Source organism: Palleronia sp. (assembly GCF_042089775.1).
Classification (GTDB): domain Bacteria; phylum Pseudomonadota; class Alphaproteobacteria; order Rhodobacterales; family Rhodobacteraceae; genus Palleronia.
On sequence record NZ_JBELKF010000189.1, the window covers coordinates 1 to 3517 of the forward strand.

A 3517-nucleotide genomic window follows, 5' to 3' on the forward strand; every position below is an offset into this window, starting at 1 on the left:
GGGCATCGGGCGCGCGCCTTCACGCGGCCTATTTCCGCCCGGGCGGGGTTCATCAGGACCTGCCGGACGACCTGGTCGACGATATCGAAGCGTGGTGCCACAGCTTTCCGGTTGTGCTCGACGACATCGACGGGCTGATCACGGACAACCGCATCTTTAAGCAGCGGAACGTGGATATCGGCCTCGTCTCGGTCGAGGACGTGCAGGATCATGGCTTCTCGGGCGTGATGGCGCGCGGCTCGGGCCTTGCGTGGGACCTGCGGCGGTCCCAGCCCTACGAGCTATACGACGAGTTCGAGTTCCAGATCCCGGTGGGCAAAGCGGGCGACTGCTACGACCGCTACCTGATCCGCATGCAAGAGATGCGCGAGTCGGTGAAGATCATGCTGCAGGCGGTCGAGAAGCTGCGCGCGCCCGACGGGAAGGGCGATGTGCTGTCCCGCGGCAAGATCACGCCGCCCAGGCGCGGCGAGATGAAGACCTCGATGGAAGCGCTGATCCATCACTTCAAGCTCTACACCGAAGGATTCCACGTCCCTGCGGGCGAGGTCTATGCCTGCGTCGAGGCGCCGAAGGGCGAATTCGGCGTGTATCTGGTCGCGGACGGGACGAACAAGCCCTACCGCGCAAAGCTACGCGCGCCAGGATATCTGCACCTCCAGGCGATGGACTACCTCAACAAGGGGCACCTGCTGTCGGACGTGTCGGCGATCCTCGGGTCGCTCGACATCGTGTTCGGGGAGGTCGATCGCTGACGTCGCAGCCGCGGCTCGGTTTGCTCGTGAGGTGGGGAGGACGCCTGGCGGGCGGGGGGCGTTGCCTGCTTCGCCCTGACCGGGCGGCCAAGTCCCTGACCATACGGTTCTTCCGGCCGTGAGGTCCGACGCCGCGAATCCGGTCCTTTGGCTTCCCCTTCCTGAAAACCTTCGCTAGATCAGCCCCCGACACGGATCACGAGAGGCCCGCCATGCTCCGCCGCCTGTATCACGAGCAGCCCGAAAGCTTCGCCTTCACCCCCGAAAACCAGAAATGGGCCGAGGCGCAGATCTCGAAATATCCCGAGGGGCGGGAGCCGTCGGCGATCATCGCGCTGCTGTGGCGGGCGCAAGAGCAGGAAGGCTGGTTGACCCGCCCCGCGATCGAGCATGTCGCCGGGATGCTGGGCATGGCCTATATCCGCGCGCTCGAAGTGGCGACCTTCTACTTCATGTTTCAGCTGCAGCCGGTGGGGTCGGTCGCGCATATCCAGGTCTGCGGCACGACGTCATGCATGATCTGTGGCGCAGAGGACCTGATCGGCGTCTGCCGTGAGAAAATTGCGCCCAAGGCGCACCAACTGTCCGAGGACGGCAAGTTCTCGTGGGAAGAGGTCGAGTGCCTGGGCGCCTGCGCAAACGCGCCCATGGCCCAGATTGGCAAGGATTACTACGAGGATCTGTCGGCCGAGAGTTTCTCGAACCTGCTGGACCGGATGGCCGCGGGCGAGGTTCCGGTGCCGGGCTCGCAGATCGGCCGCTTCTCGTCCGAGCCGGCCGGCGGGGTCACGTCGCTGCACAATGACAAGGTGAACGAGGCCAACGCCTCGGTCACGCTTGCGACCCAGATCGGCGATACGGTCAAGCGGATCGACGGGACTGAGGTGCCGCTGCGCGCGCCGTGGAATCCCGTCATGGACTCGGCGGCGGCAGTTCCCCCGGCGGTCAACCAGGACCTGCTCGGGCCGAGCCGCATCAGCCACGAACCGACGCCCGGTGCGCAGCCGGGTGCAGACGAAGAGGTCACGAAGGAAGCCGCGACCAAGCAGGAAGCCGACGTCGACGAAGCCGGGCGTCCTGACGAAGGTGGAATCGCCGGCGTTGCCAAGGCGGGCGACGATACGCCCGAAGGCGACGCATACCACGCCGCAGGCGAGAGTACGGAGCGTCACGAGAATGCAGAATCCCGCGAGAGTCCGACTCATGAGGGCCAGGGTCCGCTGTCGCACAACCTCGACATCGATCAGACCACTTCTGGAGCGGCGAATGTCGCGCCGGGCGACGAGGTCGAGCCGCAACGCCTCGATACCCCGCGCGGGACTGGCGGCGACGATTTGCAGAAGATCCGTGGCATTGGCCCCAAAGTGGCAAAGACGCTGAACGAGATGGGCTTTTATCATTTCGACCAGATCGCCGGCTGGACGCCGCAACAAGTGGCGTGGGTCGACCGCAACGTGGACGGCGCGCGCGGTCGCGCGATCCGGGACAACTGGGCTGGTCAGGCGAAAGTCTTGGCCGGCCAAGGGCAGACAGACACCTGAAGGCGCACTAGCTTCCCTCGTGACAAGGTCGCGACGCGGCTACGGTACGAGGTAAGGACGTCATGAATAGACAAGGATCGAGCGCGCTGTTGACGGTGGCGGCCATCGCGGGAGGATTCGTCTTCGTAGCCACCGTTGCGCTGCTCTCTGGGGCCGGACTGTCCCTTTCGCCTCTGGTGTTCGTGGCGTTTGCCGTGGCTATCGGTGTTGCGATCTACCTTTATTCCGGGCCGCGAAAGGGACCGGAGGCAGAGCCGGCGCAACCGGAACGCTCTGTCGACACCCCCCTTGGCGGCGTGCCGAGTCCGACTCGGGAAAGCACGGGAGAGGCGGGTTCGGTCGTGACAGAGGCCGCGCCAGATCCCATCCAGTGGAATCGGGCAGAAGGGCCGGTGCCTGGCGACGAGCCGTCTGACGTCGCGACCGAAGCCCCTTCTGTCGAGGAAAGAGACGCTCCCGCTGCGGGTGATGATGACGCCGAACTTGATGTGGCCGGCGACGAGGACGGGACGGCAATGCGGGCGGCAACCGACGAGATCGTGAGCGCGGAAGAGCCCGATGCCGCTGGCCCCTCCGCCACCGATGACGCGGAGAGGGACGTGATCGGTCATCCGCCCGGGCGCCTTGATGCGCCGCGAGACGGGCAGGCGGACGATTTGAAGCAACTTCGCGGTGTGGGTCCGAAGCTCGAGGAGGAGCTGAATGCCATGGGCATCTATCATCTCGATCAGATCGCCGGCTGGACGCCGGAAGAGCTGGCCTGGGTGGACGTGAACCTCCAGGGCTTCAAGGGGCGTGCGAGCCGCGATGATTGGGTTGCGCAGGCGCGCGAGCTGACAGACGAGGACAGCTGACGGACAAGCGCGCCAAGGGGCTGGCCGCTCGGGCGAAATGGGCGTAGAGGTCCCGCCATGCCAGACCGGAACGACATGGATATCGCCCGTCGCGCGCGGACTATCGGAGTGGTCCTCGCCTTCACGATGATCCTGTGGATGGGGGCCCAGCTGCTTGGGGCCTCTCTGGGATTGCCGCCGGGATTGGTGTTCATTTTCGACGCTTTGGCGCTGACAGCCTTTGCCTGGGCACTGGTCGCGACCATTCGCATCTGGCAAAAGCGGCGCAACGAGCGCAAATAGGGCCGAGCCCTCCAAGGCGACCGATTAGACGAGGCGAAGCGATGCTCGATGACAAGGACCGGATCTTCACGAACCTTTACGGCAT

General features: G+C 65.2%; 3 protein-coding genes and 1 pseudogene. All 4 read left to right on the forward strand.

Annotated features, from left to right (window positions below; genetic code table 11):
- Window positions 1-755 (forward strand): annotated as a pseudogene (locus tag ACFDS3_RS19690) (NADH-quinone oxidoreductase subunit D); the annotation flags it as partial.
- 212 nt (window positions 756-967) lie between these two features.
- Window positions 968-2296, forward strand: coding sequence for an NADH-quinone oxidoreductase subunit E (locus tag ACFDS3_RS19695; protein WP_375264036.1), 1329 nt, complete (start codon window positions 968-970; stop codon window positions 2294-2296).
- A 62-nt stretch (window positions 2297-2358) separates the two neighbouring features.
- Entirely contained in the window at window positions 2359-3150 is a 792-nt protein-coding gene (locus ACFDS3_RS19700; protein ID WP_375264037.1) for a hypothetical protein, read from the forward strand.
- Between the two features lie 57 nt (window positions 3151-3207).
- Complete coding sequence (locus ACFDS3_RS19705; RefSeq protein WP_375264038.1) at window positions 3208-3432, forward strand: DUF5337 domain-containing protein; 225 nt, start codon at window positions 3208-3210, stop codon at window positions 3430-3432.
- Window positions 3433-3517: the final 85 nt, after the last annotated feature.

Excerpts from the sequence above, each read along its gene's own strand:
- ACFDS3_RS19705 (WP_375264038.1), top strand. The coding sequence starts at position 3,208 with ATGCCAGACCGGAACGACATGGATATCGCCCGTCGCGCGCGGACTATC.
- ACFDS3_RS19700 (WP_375264037.1), top strand. The coding sequence starts at position 2,359 with ATGAATAGACAAGGATCGAGCGCGCTGTTGACGGTGGCGGCCATCGCG.
- ACFDS3_RS19695 (WP_375264036.1), top strand. The coding sequence starts at position 968 with ATGCTCCGCCGCCTGTATCACGAGCAGCCCGAAAGCTTCGCCTTCACC.